This window comes from Aurantibacter aestuarii (genome assembly GCF_003008425.1).
Taxonomy (GTDB): domain Bacteria; phylum Bacteroidota; class Bacteroidia; order Flavobacteriales; family Flavobacteriaceae; genus Aurantibacter; species Aurantibacter aestuarii.
Window position 1 is genome coordinate 948,729 of the sequence record NZ_PXOQ01000007.1, and the last position, 18,783, is coordinate 967,511.

Genomic DNA, 18,783 nt, shown 5'->3' on the forward strand with positions numbered 1-18,783 from the left:
TTATGAAAACTAAAGCAACATTACTACTTGTTTTAATATTTGGATTTAACTTCGGTTTCTCACAAACCGATTGTGCGACTAAATTATCTTTAATGGTTGAGGCTGCAAAAGCTAAATCTTATGATACAGCTTATCCATATTTGATGGAATTAAGAAAAGATTGCCCAACTTTTAATAGAGCGACATATGTTTATGGGGAAAGAATCTTAAACTCTAAAATAGATGGTGCAGAAGGTGAAGAGAAAAAAGCTTTTATAAACGATTTAGTAAAATTGTATGATGAAAGTATGATGCACTTTGCTAGTAAATCGCCTAAAGGAGAGTTTATGGGTAAAGCATGTCAGTTAAAATACGATAACAGAGAGCTGTTAGGTTTAACAGGAGACGTATTATATGAGTGTTTTGATACTGCATACAAAGCAGACTCAGTTTCTTTTGATAATCCTCAAAGCTTATACGTTTACTTTAAGTTAATGGTGGATTTATATGATGAAGGAAAGAAGCCAGCTGCAGAATTATTTAACAAGTATGATGATGTTGTTGAGAAGATTGATGTAGAACTTGAAAAAGCGTCTGAAAAGTTAAATGGCTATGTTGCTAAAGAAGAAGCTGGACAAACCTTAAGCTCTAAAGAAGCAAGTTATAAGCGTTTTTATGAGCAAACTATAGCTGCTTTTGAGAAAATTTCTGCAAGTGTAGATAGTGAATTAGGTGGACGAGCAAATTGTGAAAACTTAATCCCACTATATGCTAAAGATTTTGAAGTAAATAAAAATGATGCTGTTTGGTTAAAAAGAGCAGTAAGCAGAATGTACAATAAAGAATGTACTGATGATGCTTTATACGAAAAGCTTTTAAAAGCTTATGATGCTGCAGAGTCTTCAGCAGATACTAAATATTTCTTAGCAAGTTTCCTTTTCAATAATGGTAAGATTTCAGAAGCGATGACTTATTATAAGCAGTCTTACGACTTACAAGAAGATAAAGTTAAGAAGGCAAAACTAGCTTACAAAATTGGAGCAAACTTGAAGAAAAAAGGACGTTTTGGAGAAGCAAGACAATATTTCGAAAATGCATTAGCTTTAAATCCTTCGGATAAAAACCCTCACTTGCTTATTGCATCTATGTATGCAAGTAGTGCTAACGATTGTGGAGATAGCCGTTTCAATAAACTTGCAGTATTCTGGTTAGCAGCTAAAGAAGCAGCAAAAGCAGGATCGAAAGGATCTAGTTATGTAGAAAGCTATAATGCAAAAGCTCCAACAAGATCTATGATTTTCTCTGAAGGAAATTCGGGACAAACCATTAAAATTGGTTGTTGGATAGGAAGAAGCGTTACTGTTCCTAAACTTTAAAAGTTAATGAAAGCCAAAAGCTTTAAATATATACAATTAAACCTAGTCATAGCTCTTGCTATGACTTTGTTTTTTTCGTGTAATAACGATTATAACACGGTAAATAATATAGATGTTTTGGCTAACGAGCCAGCCGGTATTGCAGATAGTCTGAATTTAAAATATACAGACTCTACGTTTTTAAAAGCTAACTTGCTTAGTCCTAAAATGCATGATTATAGTAACCGGAATTTCCCGTTTACCGAATTTAGAGAAGGTGTTATTCTTCATATTTATGAAGGTAATGAGAAAAACACGGTATTTGCAGACTATGGGATTGTCTATAACGATACCGATATTATAGATCTTAGAGGTAATGTTATTATTGCAATGTCTACTAAAGACACTTTGTTTACAGAGCAGTTGTACTACAATAAAGAAAATAAGTGGTTGTTTAATAATATAAAAGCGACTTTAAAATCTAAAGATTATGTTACCAATGGTGTTGGTTTCGATTCTAACGACGATTTTACAAATGCACAAATTTTGGAGGTTACAGGCCAATTTGCAGTAACCGAATAAAATTTGATTTATTAAATTACGTATCTTTACCATTGTAAATTAATACAAATGACATTTTTTAAATATTTCCATTACGCATACTTAGTTTTTGCTATTTTGTTTTTATATGATGCATTTGCATCATGGGGAGAAACTAGAGCATATGCTTCAATCTTATTAGGCTTAACAGCTCTGTTTATGTTTTTCTTCCGAAGAAAATTCAACAAAAAGTTCGATAAATAATAACGATGTCGTCCATACTAATCATTGTTGTTTCATTACTATTATCAGCCTTTTTTTCGGGCATGGAGATAGCCTATGTATCTTCAAATAAAATTCATATAGAAATTGAAAAAAAGCAAGATGGGTTTTTAGCTAAAATTTTATCTAAAATTACTGCAAAACCATCTAAGTTTATTGCAACAATGCTTATTGGAAACAATATTGCTTTAGTAATATATGGTTTTTTTATGGGTGATGAACTGATGCTTTGGTTTCAAAGTATGTTGCCTACAGAAAATATTGTTATAAATTACTTTTTTAATGACTTAAGTTTGCTAAGTCAAACCATAATATCAACTTTGGTCATTCTTTTTACGGCAGAGTTCTTGCCAAAAGTATTCTTTCAAATTTATGCGAATTCTTTATTAAAAATTTTAGCGTTTCCTGCCTATATTTTTTATGTGGCTTTCTCATGGATTTCAGAGACGGTATTATGGATTTCAAATTTCGTACTTAAAAAGTTTTTTAAAACGGAAGGAGATCAAATTCAATTAGCATTCACAAAAGTAGAGCTTGGAAATTACATTAGTGAACAAATGGAAAGTGTTGAAGAACACGATGAGGTAGATAGCGAAATACAAATTTTCCAAAATGCACTAGAGTTTTCAGATGTCAAGGCGCGCGAGGTAATGGTGCCAAGAACAGAGCTTACAGCTGTAGATTTGAATGATGATATAGAACATGTAAAACAGTTATTTATAGATACAGGTTATTCAAAAATTCTAGTATATAAGGAAAATATAGATGACATTCTTGGTTATATTCATTTGTTTGAGCTGTTTAAAAAACCGAAAAACATTGGGTCTATTTTAATGCCTGTAGAGCTTATCCCAGAAACGATGTTTGTAAAAGATGTTTTGGAGCTACTTACTAAAAAGCGAAAAAGCATTGCGGTTGTGGTAGATGAATATGGTGGCACATCCGGAATTATAACTATAGAAGATATTATTGAAGAATTGTTTGGAGAAATAGAAGATGAGCATGATAGTGACGATTTGCAGGAAACTCAAATAAGTGATACACAGTTTCTGTTATCGGCTAGACTTGAGGTTGATTATATCAATGAGGCTTATAAGTTAGACTTGCCAATAGGCGAAAATTATGAAACTTTAGGGGGATTAATTGTCTCTTATAATGAAGAGATTCCTAAAAAGGATGAAGTAATTACAATAGATAATTTTAGATTTACCATTTTAGAAGCCTCAAACACAAAAATTGATTTAGTCGATTTGAAAATTTTAGAAGAAGATTAGACCGTAACTTTGCATGTTCACTGCCTACAGTTTCCTATAAACAGGTGTGTTTGGCTTTTTTTCAATTTAAGAGGTAAGCCTGTCTCTATTTTTTTAAATAATCCTATCTTTTTAATTAAAAAAGTATTTTTATTATTCCTTTTTAAATGGTATTTTCGCCCACTATATTACAATAAAATATATTCTATAAAATGGCAATTTTAAATAAAATTAGAGAAAAAACAGTAGTTTTAATTTTAGTAATCGCATTAGCATTATTTGCATTTATCCTTTCTGGATTATTTAGTAATGGAGATTTATTACTTGGAAAATCTCAAAATGTTGTCGCTACTATAAATGGTGAAGACGTAACGCGTGAGCAGTTTATGGCTCAAGTAGAACAGCAACAAAGACGTATGGGACCACAGGCTTCTTCAAGCCAGGTTATGAATAGTGTTTTTGAAGCTTTTGTAAGAGAAGCTGTAATGAACACGCAATTTGAAAAATTAGGTTTGTCTGTAGAGTCAGATCAGATGCGTGAATTATTAAAAACAAATTTAGGTAGCAGTCCAGAGTTTCAAAATGAAGCTGGATTATTTGACAATGCTAAGCTAACAGAATATATTGCTAATATTAAAGAAACTTCTAAAGAACAATATGCACAGTGGATAGCTTACGAGCAAAGTGTAGCTAGTTCTGGTTTACAAAACAACTATTTTGGAATGGTTAAAGCAGCAACTACTGCTACGTTATTAGAAGGCGAATTAGAGCATAAGTTAGAAAATGATAAAGTAGATATTAGTTATGTGTCTGTACCTTATTCATCTATTCCAGATGATAAAGTTAAAGTTACAGATGAAGAAATTAAGTCTTATATTTCTAAAAATGAAAAGCAATTTAAGGTAAAAGCTTCAACAGATATTCAATATGTAATGTTTGAGGAAGTTGCTTCAGAAGAAGACAAAACTGAAATTAAATCTAAATTAACCGATTTAATAGATGATAAAGAAGTTTTTGAAAATAATAAGGCAGTTTACAAAAAAGGTTTAAGAAATACAGAGAACATTAAAGAGTTTGTTAATGCTAACTCAGACGATTTTAAATATGTTGATGGATTTCAGACTAAAGCACAATTGCCACAGGTTGCAGCAGATACTTTAACTAAATTAAACGTTGGTGATATTTATGGGCCTTATTTAGATGGTGAGTATTTTAAACTATCTAAATTGGTTGCTACAACTAAATTACCAGATTCTGTAAAAGCAAGACACATTTTAATCCCATTTGTAGGTGCTCAATCAGCGCAACCAGAAGTTACAAGAACAGAAGCTCAAGCAAAATCTTTTGCAGATAGCTTAGTAACGGTTTTAAAAGCAGACAAATCAAAATTCCCACAATTTGTAAAAGATTATTCTTCAGATCAAGGTAGTGTTGAAAAAGAAGGACGTTATGACTGGTACCCATATAACCAAATGGTTCCAGAATTTAGAGATTTTACTTTTGAGAAAAACGTAGGAGATATTGATGCTGTTAAAACAGCTTATGGTTACCATATTATTGAAGTTGAAGGTCAAAAAGGAGAGTCTACACTTTATAAAGTTGCAACTATTGCTCGTAAAATCGAGCCTTCTGATGCAACTGTAGATAAAGTATTTAGAGACGCTTCAAGCTTTGAGGTAAGTTTAGAAAACAAATCTTTTAACGAAGCAGCAGAAGCTTCTAAATATGAATTAAGACCTGTAAAGTCTTTAAAAGTCTTAGATGATAACATAGCAGGTATAGGAAGCCAAAGAGAAATTGTGCGTTGGACTCATAATGAAGACACAAAAGTAGGAGATTATAAGCGTTTTGCTATAAATGGAGGATATGCAGTTGTACAATTAACTCAAAAAAATAAAGAAGGTTTAATGTCTGTTGAAAACGCAAGACCAACTGTTGCTCCTAAATTAATGAAAGAGAAGAAAGCTAAAATGATAATGGATGGCGTTAATGCAACAACATTAGAAGCTTTTGCATCGGCTAAAGGACAACAAGTTAAAACAGCTACAGAGATTAATATGAAAAATCCAACAATAGCTGGAGCTGGTCGTGAGCCATTAGTTGTGGGCTATGCGTTTGGTTTAAAAAATGGAGGAACATCTAAATTAATTCAAGGTGAATCTGGAGTGTTTATGGTTAAACGTAATAACTTTACACCTGCTGTTAAATTAGACAATTATCAAGCGTTTGCAAACCAGGTTGGAGCTCAAAAACTTAGTACAGTACAAAGTAAATTATATGCAGCTTTAAAAGATGCTGCAGAAATTGAAGATTACAGAGCGACTACAGTTCAGTAAATTAAATATTTAATTTTATAAAAGGGCTGGCAATTTGTTAGCCCTTTTTTTGTATTCAATATTTTCGAGTTGTACTTTATCCATTTATAAAAGCACTTAAGCGAATTTATAATTGAAAATTTTCTAACTATTTGATAATTATTTGTTTTTTTTTTTATTTTCAGTACCATGAAAAACATTATATACACCTTATGCTTGTGTTTTACATCTTTAAATTTTTATGCGCAAGTTGGAATTGGAACTACTAATCCAAATGCCAAATTAGAAATATTATCTTCAAACCAGGCTTTGCCAGAGAACACAGATGGGGTTTTAATTCCAAAAATTAACGAATTTCCGACTACTGCTCCAACATTACTTCAAGATGGGTTATTAGTTTATGCTTCAGGACTAGGAAGTATTGCAAAAGGGTTTTATTATTGGAATAATACCACAACTACTTGGGTAGCTTTAGCTGGTGGTTTTGGCTCTGTAAATAACGGGTTAAATATTGCGGGTTCTGGAGATGTTCATTTAGGAGGTAACTTAATAGAAAACACGACCATTGGCCAAGGAATATATGGATTAACTTATAATTTAAATGGTACAGGAGATTTTTCTGTTCAAGATAATGGAGTGGGTAAGTTTCAAGTTTTAGACAATGGTAGTACCCGTTTTGGTGGAGATGTAGAGTGGAGAGATAATGATACTAATGGTATAATTTTAGCTACATTGATAAATGATGGAAATGATGGTCGATTTAGAATTTATGAAAATGGTGGAGTAAGTATAGATTTAGATGCAAATACACAATCGGTATTTAACGAGCAGGGCTTAAATAGAAACTTTAGAGTAGAATCTTCTGGCAATGCTAATATGTTATTTGTAAATGCTACAAATAATCGAGTTGGTGTAGGAACAAATAATCCTCAAGAAACAATTCAAGTACAAGGAGGGGCTAGAATTACTACAGGTTTAAGTATTGGTAACACAACATTTGGCACTTACAAATTATCCATAGTAGATGCAACAATCCCTTCTGTTGTAATTGGAAACACCGCATTTAACAATGTAGAATCTGGACGTTTAACTTTCGATGAAAACGTACCTAATTTCACAAACGCTGGGGATACTTATTGTGGTTTTCAACTATATTACGACGGTGCTCAAGACAAATTTTTTATAACCTCAGGTTGTACAGGTAGAGTAAATAGAATGACTTTTGAAAGAACTGGAAATATTGGAATAGCAACAGATAATCCTACTGCAAACCTGTCGGTTAACGGAACAGCTAATAAAACAGGTGGTGGTGCTTGGGCAGTGTTTTCAGATAAGCGTTTAAAAAAAGATATTAGTAGTTATAGCGAAGGTTTAGACTTAATATTAAAAGTTAAGCCTGTAAACTACACTTACAATAGTAAATTTACAGAGCTATTTGGTGAAGGCAATGGAAATGCTACAACAAAAGTTTTTCAAGGTGTAATAGCACAAGATTTACAAAAAATAGCACCAGATATGGTTACAACTGTGAATACCGATGTCGATAATAGTAATGATGCCGATGGTGGATCTGCAAAATCTAATGGTGGTCAATTTTTGCAAGTAGATTCTAGTAAGTTTACCTATGCTCTTATAAATTCAGTTCAAGAACAGCAAAAACAATTAGATGCTCAACAAAAAGAAATTGATGAGTTGAAACAATTAGTTAAGAAGCTTATTAATAAAAATTAAATGGATTTAAGAAAAATCAGTGTTTTGGTTTTTTATTCTTGTACCTCAAATATTTCATTTAAGAGCCAAAGATAATCGCTACGGTTTTCTATAAAATCTCGGTTTGAAATATCTATGATTTTTACATTAAAATTCTGTTGTGTTTTTAAAAACTCCAAATAACCAATATTAATTTTATCCAGATATTCTGGGTCTATGTTCTGTTCATAATCTCTACCACGTTTTTTAATGTTTTCCTGTAAACGTTCTGTATTTTGGTATAAGTAAACATACAAATCGGGCTTCGGGATGTCTTTATACATTAAATAAAAGAGTTTTTTGTATAAGTTAAACTCATCTTCAGGTAAAGTAATTTTAGAAAAAATTAATGACTTGAAAATGTCATAATCACTAATCATAAAGTCACTAAATAAATCTAGCTGTGCTAAATCATCAGTAATTTGTTGATAGCGATCTGCTAAAAAAGACATTTCTAGGGTAAATGCAAAACGTGCTGCATCTTCATAAAATTTTGGTAAAAAAGGATTGTCGGCAAAACGTTCTAAAATTAGTTTTGCATTAAATTCTTCAGAGATTAAACTGGCTAAACTGGTTTTTCCAGCTCCAATATTACCTTCAATAGCAATGTAATTGTGTTTAGAGGTGTTAAACTGTTGTTTTGGGTTTTTTAACCAAATATTTTGTGGCTCTGGTTGCTCTTTATCTTCACAAAGGGCTATTAATTCTGTTACTGTTTTATTCAGTTTTGGGTGATTTGTCTTTGCAGCAATATCATTTAGCGGTACTAATACAAATAAGCGTTTATGGAGTTCTTTATGAGGCACAGTAAGAAGAGAATGAGAAACAATATCTTTTGCATAAAAAATAATATCTAAATCTATTTCTCGAGCTTCATAAACGTTAGGATCAATTTTTTTACGACCTAATTTGGTTTCAATCTCTTGTAAAACAATAAGTAATTCTTGAGCAGATAACACAGTTTGAAGCGAGATACAGCAGTTTAAAAAATCGTCTCCGTCAAATCCATAGGCTTTGGTTCTGTAAATTTTAGAAATTTGTAAAACCGTCCCTGCTTTTTCATAAATGGCATAAATGGCTTCTTGTAAATGTTTAAATTTATCTCCTTTATTGCTTCCAAGAGCGATGTATACCAATTGTTGTTCTCTCATAATTTTAAGCAAAATAAGTAAAACAATTTAAGTAATTAGTATATTTAAGCTTTCTGTTAATAACTTATTTGTGACCTTAAAAGACCGTTTACTTGCTCAAAAACTATATTTAATTCTTGCTTCGCTGTTTATCACTTCGTTAGTAGTTTCAAATTTAATTTTTCAAAAGTTTTTTTACTGGTATCCATTCGATATTGAATTGTTTGATTCAAAACTTTTTGAAATATCTGTCGGGATATTACCTTACCCAATAACATTTTTAATAACAGATCTCATCAGTGAAATTTACGGTAAGAAAAAAGCCAATCAAGTAGTTTTTGTGGGTGTTTTTGCTTCATTTTTTTCATTGCTTATTGTTTATACTGCTAATAACGTAAGTGCCACTAGTTGGAGTCCTGTAAACGATGCCTTGTTTGACAAGGTTTTTGGTAATACTATTTTAGCAGTTTTTGCAAGTATGATGGCTTATTTGTTTGCGCAATTTGTAGATATTCAAATCTATCATTTCTGGAAAAAGTTAACGCATGGGAAGTATTTGTGGTTAAGAAATAATTTTTCCACCTTTTTTTCTCAGTTTATAGACACAAGTTGCGTATTAATTTTGTTATGCTCTTTTGGTGAAATTTCATGGTCAAAATTTTATGGATTGCTATTAAGTGGTTTTATATTTAAGCTGCTTATTGCTCTTTTAGACACGCCTTTCTTATATTTAGGTGTCTATTTGTTTAAGAAGAGATTTAAATTAAAAAAGTATGAGGAGCTTAGCTTAGATTAAATAACTATTAAACTTATATTAAATAGTTACAGGTGTCGAAACATTTTAATTAATTTGTAATCTAATTCAAATTAATAATGAAAAAAGCATTAAAGATAATAGGTGTTACAGTTCTTGTAATTGTAGTGTTTTTATTAGCAAGTCCTTTTATTTTTCAAAATAAAATTAAAGGACTAGTTAAAGAGTTTATAAATGAAAATTTAAATGCTAAGGTGGACTTTAAAGACGCTAGTTTAAGTTTCTTAAGTAGTTTTCCTAAGGCAAATGTGACTATAGATGAATTAACTATTACTAATTTTGCGCCCTTTGAAAATGAAAAATTAGCAGATATAAAGAGTATCTCGTTTGATTTTGATATAAAAGAGCTGTTTAAAAAGGCGGAAGAAGATCCTATTCAGGTTAAAGAAATATATATTAATGAAGCTTTAATTACCCTTAAAACAAATAAAAACGGACAAGTTAATTGGGATATTGCTAAGGAAAAAGCTACTACAATTAATGAAGAAAATTCCGATCAAAATTTTATTTTCCAATTAGACAAATACGCCATTAATAATAGTGCATTAACCTATTTAGATGAAGCAGGTGATGTTAGCTTTTATGTGACAGACTTAAATCATTCGGGAAGTGGTACTTTCTCAGAAAAATTGTCCGACTTGACAACAACTTCTAAAGCTAAATTAAGTTTGAAGGTAGGTGGCACAGAATATTTAACCCAAAACACTTTGGATTTAGAAGCTGTTATTGGTCTAGATTTAGAAAATAACAAGTATACATTTAAAGAGAACGAAGCTATTATTAACCAATTGCCAGTAACTTTTTCAGGGTATTTTCAACAGTTAGAGAACAGTCAACAAATGGATATCTCTTTTAAAAACAAAGGAGCGACATTTAAAGATTTTTTAGCGGTTTTACCAGCAGCATATTCTAAAGACTTAAACCAAGTAAATACCACAGGTAATTTTGATGTTACTGGTGAAATTAAAGGTGAATTAAGCGAAACAACTATTCCTAATTTAGATATTAATATTATGTCTAATAATGCGTCTTTTAAATATAACACCTTACCAAAAGGTGTAAAAGACATTGTTATTAATGCAACTATAAAAAATACAACAGGAAACCCTGAAGATACGTACGTTGACTTAAAAACTCTAAATTTTAAAATAGATCAAGATCAATTTAAATCTTCAGCTTTAATTAAAAATTTAACTTCAAATATTGCAGTAAATGCAAATATTGATGGTGTTTTAAATCTAGCAAATTTAACCAAAGCTTATCCAATAGATTTAGAAAACGAATTAACAGGTATTTTAAGAGCGCGACTAAATACCAGTTTTGATATGGATGCAATAGAGAAAAACGCTTATCAACGCATCAAAAATAATGGTAATTTAAGTTTAGAAGGATTTAATTTTAAATCTGAAGAATTATTAAACCCAGTACAGATTTCTATGGCTAAAATAGCTTTTACACCAACTGTGGTTAATTTAGAGCAGTTTACTGCTAAAACTGGAAAGTCGGATATTCAAGCTACAGGAACATTAAATAATTTGTTAGGTTTTATTTTAAGTGATAAAAATTTACAAGGTAATTTCAATTTAAACTCTAATGTATTTTCTTTAAATGATTTTATGAGTAAAGAAAGTACGGTAAATTCTGAAACAGATTTGAAAACTGACATGAATAAAAAAGCAGGATCAAATCAAGCCTCAATTAAAATTCCAGCTTTTCTTGATGCTACTGTAAATGCAAAAGCAAATACGGTTTATTACGATAATATTTTATTAAAAGAAGTTAAAGGACAGTTGGTCATTAAAGATCAAGAGGCTAAAGTTACCAATCTAACTTCTAATTTATTTGGTGGTAATTTAAGTTTTAATGGTTTGGTAAATACAAAAAATGATGTGCCAACTTTTAGTATGAATTTAAATGCTAATCAATTTAATATAGCAGAATCATTTAATAACTTAGAGCTATTACAAGCTCTGGCGCCGTTAGCAAAACTTATAGAAGGCAAATTAACAAGTGATATTAGTTTGTCTGGAAGTTTAAACAACGATTTTACACCAAACTTGGCAACATTAACAGGAAATGCCTTAGCAGAATTAATTTCTACGGAGTTCAAGCCTAAAAATGAGAAAGTTTTGGCGGCATTAGAAAATAAATTAAGCTTTTTAGATTTTAGTAAATTAAACTTAAACAATTTAAAAACTAATATTGCTTTTAATGATGGTACTATTGCTGTAGCACCATTTACCGTAAATTATAATGATATTACAGTTGAAATTGGTGGTACTCATAATTTACAAAACCAGTTAAATTATGAGGCTGTGTTGCAAGTGCCTGCAAAATATTTAGGTAGTGATATTAACCGACTGATAGGTAGGATAAACGATAACGAGGTTAATAACTTAACAATTCCTGTAACGGCTAATATTTCTGGTAATTTAACAAGTCCAACAGTTAATACAGATCTAACCAGCGGAGTTAAGAACTTAACAGCACAGTTAATAGAAATTGAAAAGCAAAAATTAATAGGAAAAGGAAAAGATAAAATTAAGGATTTATTGTCGAATACTTCAGGAGGAAATGGAGCTACAAAAGATTCTACAAAGACCTCTACAGGTGGCGCTATTAAAGATGTCTTTAGTAATGTTCTTAATGGTGGAAACTCTACGCCTAAAGATAGTACTAAATCTACCAGTAATACAGTTAAAGATGTATTAAGTATTTTTGGTAAAAAGAAGAAGGCAAAAGATACCTTAAACTAATGCTTATTTTTTTTACTAAAAGTTTTAAAAATTAATTATAATTGTATTACATTTGCAGACCATTATAACAAGTCGTTTTGCTTGTTGTAATTCAATAAGTTACAAACACATTTAAATTACTATAATGTTAAGAATCGAAATCAAAGAAGGAGAAAACATCGAGAGAGCTTTAAAACGTTACAAGCGTAAGCACAGAAACGTAAAAGTTATGCAAACGTTACGTAGCAAACAATACTTTACTAAGCCTTCTGTTTTAAACAGAGCGCAAGTACAGAAAGCTTCTTATATCCAAAGATTAAGAGACGCAGAAAACGTTTAATAACTTTTTTGCCCCAATACTATATAAACACCACGTTAATTTATTAGCGTGGTTTTTTAGTTTATGGTTAATTGTATGACATAGCCCTCATTGCTTCTTATGTTACAAACGGTATCGTCTTCAAAAATTAAATATTGTCCTTTTATACCTTTAAGAACCCCTTCATAGTGTTGTGTTTTTCCAAAATTAAGAGATTTAGGTTTTTTTGGATAATGAAGTACAGGAAACTGTATTTCAGTTTCTTTCTTATTGGTAATAATATAGTCTCTAGCTTCTTCTGGAATGGCAGGGATTAATTTTTCTCTCCAAACACACAAATCTTCATCCTTAATATCATTTTTAAGCATTGTACGCCAATTGGTTTTATCGGCTACAAAATCTTTTAACGCCACTTCAGTAATCCCAGCAAGGTATCTGTTTGGAGCTTCTAAAATTTCTAAAGCCTCATGAGCTCCTTGGTCTATCCATCGTGTTGGTACTTGAGTTTTTCGGGTTACACCAACCTTAACATTACTAGAATTGGCCAGATAAACGATATGCGGTTGTAGCTGGACGCGTTTTTCATAGTCTAAATCGCGCTCTTCTTCGTCTAAGTGTGCTTTACTAAGTTCTGGTTTCATTATCCAGTCTGCTGCTTGCGGGATATCAAAAAAACAACTCTTACAAAACCCTTGTCTAAAAATAGGCTTATCCAAATGGCAGTTTAAACATTCATATTTTACAAATGAAAAACGTATAGTTTTATCCAAAAGTTGATTCATATGGATAAAATTGTCATTAAAAATTAAGTAATAATTTACAGGAGAAGTAAATTCGGTAGTCATTTTAGTTAATACGCCTTCAAATGTCATTTTAATATTTTTTGTGAATAGTGTTTCCTCTATACAAATTATTAGCTTATTTTTAAACTTTAAAGATAAAACAAAAATGCCAATTCCTTTAGTCAATTCAATTGCTTCGTGGTTTTTAAAAAAGCGCTTTCATCAAATTGAATTGTTTTTAAAATACCCAAATGAAGTACAGCAGGAGTTATTATTTGATTTGCTAGAAACTGCTAAAGACACTGAAATTGGAAAGTCATACGATTTTAACAGCATTAAATCATACAGGGAATTTGCCAATCGCGTTCCTATTTCGTCTTATGAAGAAATAGAACCCAATATAGAACGTTCTCGGTTAGGAGAGTCTAATATATTTTGGCCAAAACCTATAAAGTGGTTTGCAAAGTCTAGTGGAACTACAAATGCTAAGAGCAAATTTATACCAGTTAGTCTAGATGCTTTAGAGGACTGCCATTATGCAGCAAGTAAAGATTTGCTTTGCATGTATTTAAATAACAATCCAGAATCCCAATTATTTACTGGAAAGAGTTTACGTCTAGGTGGTAGTAAAGAATTATATAGAGAAAACGGTACAGCATTTGGAGACTTAAGTGCAATACTTATAGATAATATGCCTTTTTGGGCAGAGTTTAGTAGTACGCCAAGTAGTAGAGTGTCCTTAATGAGCGATTGGGAAACCAAAATGGATGCTATTGTAGCAGAAACCATCCAAGAAAATGTAACAAGTTTGGCAGGAGTGCCTTCTTGGATGTTGGTTTTACTAAATAGTGTTTTGGAAAAAACAGGAAAAGAAAGCTTATTAGACATTTGGCCACAATTAGAAGTGTACTTTCATGGAGGTGTTAGCTTTAACCCTTATATAGAGCAATACAGAGCAATTTTGCCTAAAAAAGATTTTAAGTTTTACGAAATTTATAATGCTTCTGAAGGGTTTTTTGCCATTCAAGATCAAAATTTCTCTGGAGATTTACTGTTGATGTTAGATTATGGTATTTTCTATGAGTTTATACCAATGGATCATTATGGCACACCTAAAGAAAAGGTTATACCGCTTTCGGAAGTTGAATTAAATAAGAATTATGCCGTTATTATTACCACTAATGCTGGTTTATGGCGTTATAAAATAGGAGATACGATTCGTTTTGTATCCCTATCGCCTTACCGTATAAAAGTGTCTGGTCGTACCAAACATCATATTAATGTATTTGGAGAAGAGCTTATAATAGAAAATGCTGAAGAAGCATTAAAAATAGTATGCAAACAAACGCAAACTGAAATTATAGATTATACTGCAGCTCCAGTTTTTATGAAAGGTAAAGAAAAAGGTGCTCATGAGTGGCTTATAGAATTTAAAACACCACCTCAGGATATTAATGAGTTTAATAGACTGTTTGACAAAGCACTTCAATCGCTTAATTCCGATTATGAAGCCAAGCGCTTTAATAATATGACCTTAAACCAACCAACCATACACATTGCGCGCTCAGGCTTGTTTTACGATTGGTTAAAAAAAGAAGGTAAGCTTGGTGGTCAACACAAAGTGCCAAGATTATCTAATTCTCGAGATTATGTAGAATCATTATTGAAATTATAGATTTATAAAAATCAACATTCACCTTGCGAGTTTAAAGTGTTGAAATTCAATTATTTATAGATTTGCTTATTATATTTCAATTCAATAAAGTGTATTAAACGATTTATTTTGTAATTCAACTATTAAATATAAATTTTTTCAATAAAAATTACTGAGATATAACTTCTTGCTCTAGCTTTATATGAATTATTTTTTAATTCATTAAATCGCTTAGTATGAAAAATCTCGTTAATATCTTAGTTTTAATTGTTGGATTAAATGTTTTTCCGCAAAGTTCAAATTTATTAGATGATAATTTATATGAAGAGTATTCTAAAACCACTTCTTTAGATGACAATGGTTTTAGGTTTGACGTTTTAGATTCAGGAATCAATACGAAGTTTTTTGAATATGGTTCAGGGTTTTTTATGAATAAGTTTATTGTGGTCACGTCTAGAAAAATTGGTGGTTTAGATAAAACAAATAATGAAACAGGAGAATCGGATAAAAATTTATTTTGTTTTGATTATGATAAAAAAGGTAATTTAAGCTTGCCGCTTTTATTTTCTCACTTTATAAATTCATTGGATCATGAAGATACAGGAACCTTTTCGACTAATGAAAATACTATGTTTTTTACACGAAGTTCTAAAAAAAATCCGATGATTTATGAACTATATAAAGCAGATTTAAAGCCAGAATCTAATGGTGTTTGGGAAAATATAAAGAAGGTGGATTTAGGGTTTAAAAATTGTTCAATCGAAAACCCAACAATGTCACCAGATGGCAAGACACTTTATTTTACATCAAACGTAGACGGAGGATTTGGGGGTTTTGATATATACCGTGTTAGCGTTTTAGAAAACGGACAATTAGATGTTCCTGTTAACTTAGGAGCAGAGATAAATACAACAGTGGATGATAAGTTTCCTAGTTTTTCTAAAGATGGATCTTATTTGTATTTTGCATCTAAAGGGCATCAAAATTTAGGTGGTTTTGATATGTTCCGTTCCAAAATTGGTAATCAAAATTATTCCATGCCCGTAAATTTAGGATCAAGTATTAATACAAAGTATGATGAAATTGCTATGTATTTCGCCTCAAATACTAAAGGTTACATATCTTCAAATAAATCTTATGGTAAAGGAGGATTTGATATTTATAAATTTGAGTTAGATCTTGTTGTACAAAAAATTGAAGGAAAAATTCTAGATAAAAAGTCTTTAGTAGCACTTCCAAATGCCACAATTATTTTAAAAGATTTTGATAACGCAATTATTGAAACCGTAAAAAGTGACAAAGAAGGTACTTATATTTTTAGTGTAATGCCTTTTGAGAAATATGCAATTGAGGTTGAAAAAAAAGGGTTTGAGCCCTCTTTATTTAAATTTGTTTCTAATAAAGGCGATAATAGGACTTATATGAAAAATATACTCATGGAGTCTACTGAAGCAGAAATTATTAAGTTAGAAGACAAAGAAATAATTCAGGTTGAAAATATTTTGTTTGAATTTGATAGGTTTGTTCTTAAAGAAGAATCTAAAGTTACACTAGATAAAGTCTACGTGTTTTTGATAAAGCATCCTGAAATGAGTATAAAATTAAACGCTCATACAGATCAAAATGGACCGGATTCTTATAATCTGAAACTATCAGAACAAAGAGCAGCTTCTGCTAAAAAATATCTTTTGGATAAAGGAATTGAGGCTTCTCGAATACAAAGTAAAGGTTATGGAGCCTCCAGTCCTCTAATAAATTGTAAAGGAGAATGTACCGATGAAGAAAATGCTAAAAATAGGAGGATAGAATTTATAATTATTGATTAAAACAAAAGGCACTTCAAAATGAAGTGCCTTTTATATTTTTTAATATAATCTTTTTAAGAAACTGCTTTAAGTTTTTTAAGCGTAAGTTTACTTAGTTTTTCTTCAGCATATTCTTTGTCTATAGTTATTTCTTTGGTTTCGCTTCCTGGTAACTCAAACATTGCATCGGTTAAGATTTCTTCGCATAATGAGCGCAGACCTCTAGCACCTAATTTGTACTCGACTGCTTTTTCTACAATATATTCTAAAGCATCTTCTGTAATATCTAAACTAATTTCATCCATATCAAACAGCTTTTTATACTGTTTAATTATGGCATTTTTAGGCTCTGTTAATATCGCACGTAGGGTTTTAGTATCTAACGGATTCATATGAGATAATACTGGTAAACGACCAATTATTTCTGGAATTAAACCGAAATCCTTTAAGTCTTTAGGCGTAATGTATTGTAATAAATTGGTTTGGTCTAAGTTGTCTTCACTTATAGAAGCAGCATAGCCAACCGCTTGCATATTTAAACGTTTAGAAATAACTCTTTCTATACCGTCAAAAGCACCACCAGCAATAAATAAAATATTTTCGGTATTCACCTCAATAAATTTTTGGTCTGGATGCTTTCTTCCACCTTTTGGTGGAACATTAACTACAGTACCTTCTAATAGCTTTAAAAGTCCTTGTTGCACACCTTCACCAGAAACGTCTCTGGTAATAGATGGATTATCACTTTTACGAGCAATTTTATCAATTTCATCTATAAAAACAATCCCTTTCTCAGCTTTAGATAGATCATAATCTGCTGCTTGTAGTAATCGGGTTAAAATACTTTCCACATCTTCACCTACATATCCTGCTTCTGTTAAAACAGTAGCATCTACAATAGCTAAAGGAACGTTAAGCATTTTTGCTATAGTTTTAGCAATTAAAGTCTTACCTGTTCCTGTTTGTCCAACCATTATAATGTTAGACTTCTGGATTTCTATATCGTCATCACTTACAGGTTGTAATAGTCGTTTATAGTGGTTATAAACCGCAACCGACATCACTTTTTTGGTAAATTCTTGACCAATAATATATTGATCCAAAAATTCTTTAATTTTTTGTGGCTTCTTCAGCATTAATTCTGCCGAAAGTTCGCTTTTGTCGTCTTGTTTAGATTCTTCTAAAACAATACCATGGGCTTGTTCGATACATCTGTCGCAAATATGTGCGTCAAATCCTGCAATTAACAAATTGGTTTCTGGTTTTTTACGACCACAAAATGAACATTCTAATTCTTCTTTTGCCATTATAATTTCATGTTATAGACTGAAAACTATGTGATAAACACATTGTTTTCAGCCTAAAAATTTAATAAGTTTTATGAGTTACGAGCTAAAATTTCGTCAATCATACCGTATTCTTTTGCTTTATCGGCTTTCATCCAGTAATCACGATCGGAATCCTGATACACTTTGTCGTAAGATTGACCAGAGTGTTTACTAATAATGTTGTAAAGCTCTTCTTTTAAGATAAGAATCTCACGAGCAGTAATTTCAATATCACTTGCCTGACCTTGTGCGCCACCTAATGGTTGGTGTATCATAACACGAGAATGTGTTAATCCGCTACGTTTTCCTGGAGCACCAGCACATAATAATACCGCGCCCATAGAGGCAGCCATACCTGTACAAATAGTTGCTACATCTGGTTTAATAAATTGCATGGTGTCATAAATTCCTAAACCAGCATAAACACTTCCTCCTGGAGAATTAATGTAGATTTGTATGTCTTTAGAAGCATCTGCGCTTTCTAAAAATAATAATTGAGCCTGGATAATATTAGCAACTTGGTCGTTAATTCCTGTTCCTAAAAAGATGATACGATCCATCATTAAACGAGAGAATACGTCCATTGCAAGCACATTCATTTGGCGCTCTTCAATAATATTTGGGGTAAGATTAGTAGGGTACATACTACTAATAATTTTGTTGTAGTAGTTACTGTTGATCCCTTGATCCTTTATTGCAAATTTTTCAAATTCTTTTCCGAAATCCATAGTATAATTTTACGT

14 protein-coding genes are annotated in these 18,783 nt (G+C 31.2%); 10 read left to right on the plus strand and 4 right to left on the minus strand.

Translation table 11 applies throughout. The features are described 5' to 3' along the window. Nucleotides 1-2: 2 nt before the first annotated feature. The 5 genes from C7H52_RS05385 to C7H52_RS05405 all read left to right on the plus strand — a co-directional run bounded on the left by C7H52_RS05385 (nt 3) and on the right by C7H52_RS05405 (nt 7,455). A complete protein-coding gene (locus C7H52_RS05385) occupies nt 3-1,355 on the plus strand; it encodes a tetratricopeptide repeat protein (protein WP_106462853.1) in 1,353 nt (450 codons plus the stop codon). Between the two features lie 6 nt (nt 1,356-1,361). Next, entirely contained in the window at nt 1,362-1,916 is a 555-nt protein-coding gene (gene lptC, locus C7H52_RS05390) for an LPS export ABC transporter periplasmic protein LptC (protein WP_106462854.1), read from the plus strand. 227 nt (nt 1,917-2,143) lie between these two features. Next, complete coding sequence (locus C7H52_RS05395) at nt 2,144-3,430, plus strand: hemolysin family protein (RefSeq protein WP_106462855.1); 1,287 nt, start codon at nt 2,144-2,146, stop codon at nt 3,428-3,430. A gap of 191 nt (nt 3,431-3,621) precedes the next feature. Further along, nucleotides 3,622-5,745: a peptidylprolyl isomerase gene (locus tag C7H52_RS05400; protein WP_106462856.1), complete on the plus strand. Its 2,124-nt coding sequence runs from the start codon at nt 3,622-3,624 to the stop codon at nt 5,743-5,745. 168 nt (nt 5,746-5,913) lie between these two features. Next, a complete protein-coding gene (locus C7H52_RS05405; RefSeq protein WP_106462857.1) occupies nt 5,914-7,455 on the plus strand; it encodes a tail fiber domain-containing protein in 1,542 nt (513 codons plus the stop codon). 32 nt (nt 7,456-7,487) lie between these two features. On the opposite strand, the gene folK is transcribed toward C7H52_RS05405, so the two are convergent. Continuing rightward, on the minus strand, nt 7,488-8,624 hold the full coding sequence (gene folK / locus C7H52_RS05410) for a 2-amino-4-hydroxy-6-hydroxymethyldihydropteridine diphosphokinase (RefSeq protein ID WP_106462858.1): 1,137 nt from the start codon (nt 8,622-8,624) through the stop codon (nt 7,488-7,490). Between the two features lie 70 nt (nt 8,625-8,694). Between folK and C7H52_RS05415 the strand changes: the two genes are divergently transcribed. The 3 genes from C7H52_RS05415 to rpsU all read left to right on the plus strand — a co-directional run bounded on the left by C7H52_RS05415 (nt 8,695) and on the right by rpsU (nt 12,492). Next, nucleotides 8,695-9,399: a queuosine precursor transporter gene (locus tag C7H52_RS05415; RefSeq protein ID WP_106462859.1), complete on the plus strand. Its 705-nt coding sequence runs from the start codon at nt 8,695-8,697 to the stop codon at nt 9,397-9,399. 77 nt (nt 9,400-9,476) lie between these two features. Further along, nucleotides 9,477-12,173, plus strand: a complete 2,697-nt coding sequence (locus C7H52_RS05420) for an AsmA family protein (RefSeq protein ID WP_106462860.1) — start codon at nt 9,477-9,479, stop codon at nt 12,171-12,173. A 124-nt stretch (nt 12,174-12,297) separates the two neighbouring features. Beyond that, nucleotides 12,298-12,492 (plus strand): 30S ribosomal protein S21, encoded by a 195-nt coding sequence (gene rpsU / locus C7H52_RS05425; protein WP_106462861.1) that lies wholly within the window; start codon nt 12,298-12,300, stop codon nt 12,490-12,492. Between the two features lie 56 nt (nt 12,493-12,548). On the opposite strand, the gene C7H52_RS05430 is transcribed toward rpsU, so the two are convergent. Then, nucleotides 12,549-13,343, minus strand: coding sequence for a DUF2797 domain-containing protein (locus C7H52_RS05430; RefSeq protein ID WP_106463084.1), 795 nt, complete (start codon nt 13,341-13,343; stop codon nt 12,549-12,551). Nucleotides 13,344-13,419: 76 nt separating this feature from the next. Between C7H52_RS05430 and C7H52_RS05435 the strand changes: the two genes are divergently transcribed. After that, on the plus strand, nt 13,420-14,928 hold the full coding sequence (locus C7H52_RS05435; RefSeq protein WP_106463083.1) for a GH3 auxin-responsive promoter family protein: 1,509 nt from the start codon (nt 13,420-13,422) through the stop codon (nt 14,926-14,928). 215 nt (nt 14,929-15,143) lie between these two features. Continuing rightward, a complete protein-coding gene (locus C7H52_RS05440; protein ID WP_106462862.1) occupies nt 15,144-16,733 on the plus strand; it encodes an OmpA family protein in 1,590 nt (529 codons plus the stop codon). Between the two features lie 53 nt (nt 16,734-16,786). Here C7H52_RS05440 and clpX read toward each other — a convergent pair whose 3' ends face one another. Both clpX and clpP read right to left on the minus strand, forming a co-directional pair. Continuing rightward, complete coding sequence (clpX, locus tag C7H52_RS05445) at nt 16,787-18,019, minus strand: ATP-dependent Clp protease ATP-binding subunit ClpX (RefSeq protein ID WP_106462863.1); 1,233 nt, start codon at nt 18,017-18,019, stop codon at nt 16,787-16,789. A gap of 71 nt (nt 18,020-18,090) precedes the next feature. Next, nucleotides 18,091-18,768, minus strand: a complete 678-nt coding sequence (gene clpP, locus C7H52_RS05450) for an ATP-dependent Clp endopeptidase proteolytic subunit ClpP (protein ID WP_106462864.1) — start codon at nt 18,766-18,768, stop codon at nt 18,091-18,093. Between the last annotated feature and the right edge of the window lie 15 nt (nt 18,769-18,783).